Origin of the sequence: Streptomyces sp. NPDC002130, assembly GCF_040296465.1 — a bacterium.
GTDB lineage: Bacteria > Actinomycetota > Actinomycetes > Streptomycetales > Streptomycetaceae > Streptomyces.
The window spans coordinates 1-1,256 of record NZ_JBEOXI010000980.1 but is presented as its reverse complement, the minus strand read 5'-3'; the positions used below and the strand labels follow the sequence as shown (position 1 = coordinate 1,256).

At 65.5% G+C, this 1,256-nt stretch carries 1 protein-coding gene; it reads right to left on the bottom strand.

Annotation, left to right across the window (positions count from 1 at the left end; translation table 11 throughout):
• Positions 1-1,256: condensation domain-containing protein (locus ABT116_RS47600; RefSeq protein ID WP_351647661.1), on the bottom strand; the 1,256-nt coding region annotated here is incomplete at both ends.

Here is a 1,256-nt window from a genome sequence, read left to right as displayed (position 1 = left end):
GGCAGCCGCAGCGGCGGGCCGCTGAACAGGAACGTGCCCGGGAGCAGGTCGGACGGTACGCCGTGCCGGGCCCACGACGAGAGGGCGTCCGTGCGATCCGATTCGGCGATCCATCGCAGGTGATCACGGAAGTCCGCAGGCTTGTCGAGCGCGCCGTCGAGTCCAACCGGGTCCGTGCCGTGTGTGCGAGCAAACTCGTAGAGCGCAAACAACTCCGCGTACATCAAGGTCTGCGACCAACCGTCGGTCAGCAGGTGGTGCTGAGTGAAGACGAGGTGCGCTCCCCCACCTGGCAACCAGACCAACACCATTCGAATGAGTGGCGGCGCACTCAAGTCGAACAGCCTGCCGAATTCGGCCTCGTCGACTGCGCGGACCTCGATATCCAAGTCCTCGGGTGCGACAGCGCTCAGATCGATCTCACGGAAAGGCATTTCGGCTGCCCTGGGCACGAACTGCACCGGAGCGTCGAAACCGGCGTGTGTGAAGCCGGCCCGCAAGTTCGGATAGCGCCGCAAGAGCGCATCCCCCGCTGCGCGGAGTGAGCGAACGTCGACGGCGGCATCGGCGGAGAACTCGAATCGCGGCTGCATGTGATAAACATCCGTACCGCCGGCACCGTCCAGAACCGACTGGAAGTACATGCCTTCCTGCAAGGGACCGAGCGGTAGCACATCCTGCCAGCCCGGGCTCAGCGACTCGAGCCGTGCCCGTCGATCCGTATCGACGGCTACGAGAGGGCTCGGCACACGATCCGGCGCGGTGTCGGGCAATGCCTTGCGGTCTACCTTCCCGTTGAGGGTGAGCGGTAGTGCCTCGAGAACCGTGATGGTCTGCGGCACCATGTGTTCGGGTAGGAGCCGCGCAATCTCCTTGCGCACCAGTACCGAATCGAGCGTGGTTGCACCTTCGGGAACCACATACCCGTGCAAACTTCCGGTACCCGCCGCATCGACGCGAACGGTGGCTGCCGCGCGAAACACACCTGCCACCGATCCGAGCGCGCCTTCGACTTCGCCGAGCTCGATGCGGAAACCGCGGACCTTCACCTGATCGTCCGCACGGCGCAGGAAGTGCAAAACCCCTCGCCTGCGTCGGACCAGATCTCCGGTGCGGTAGAGGCGTGCCCCCGGCAGAGAAGGATCGGCGACGAACCGAGCGACGGTCTCACGTTCCTCACCCACCGCGACAGCGAGCGTGGAGAGGCCGACCGGGCCGCCGCCGAACAGCTTGAGCAGGGCTTCCAGCACACCCCG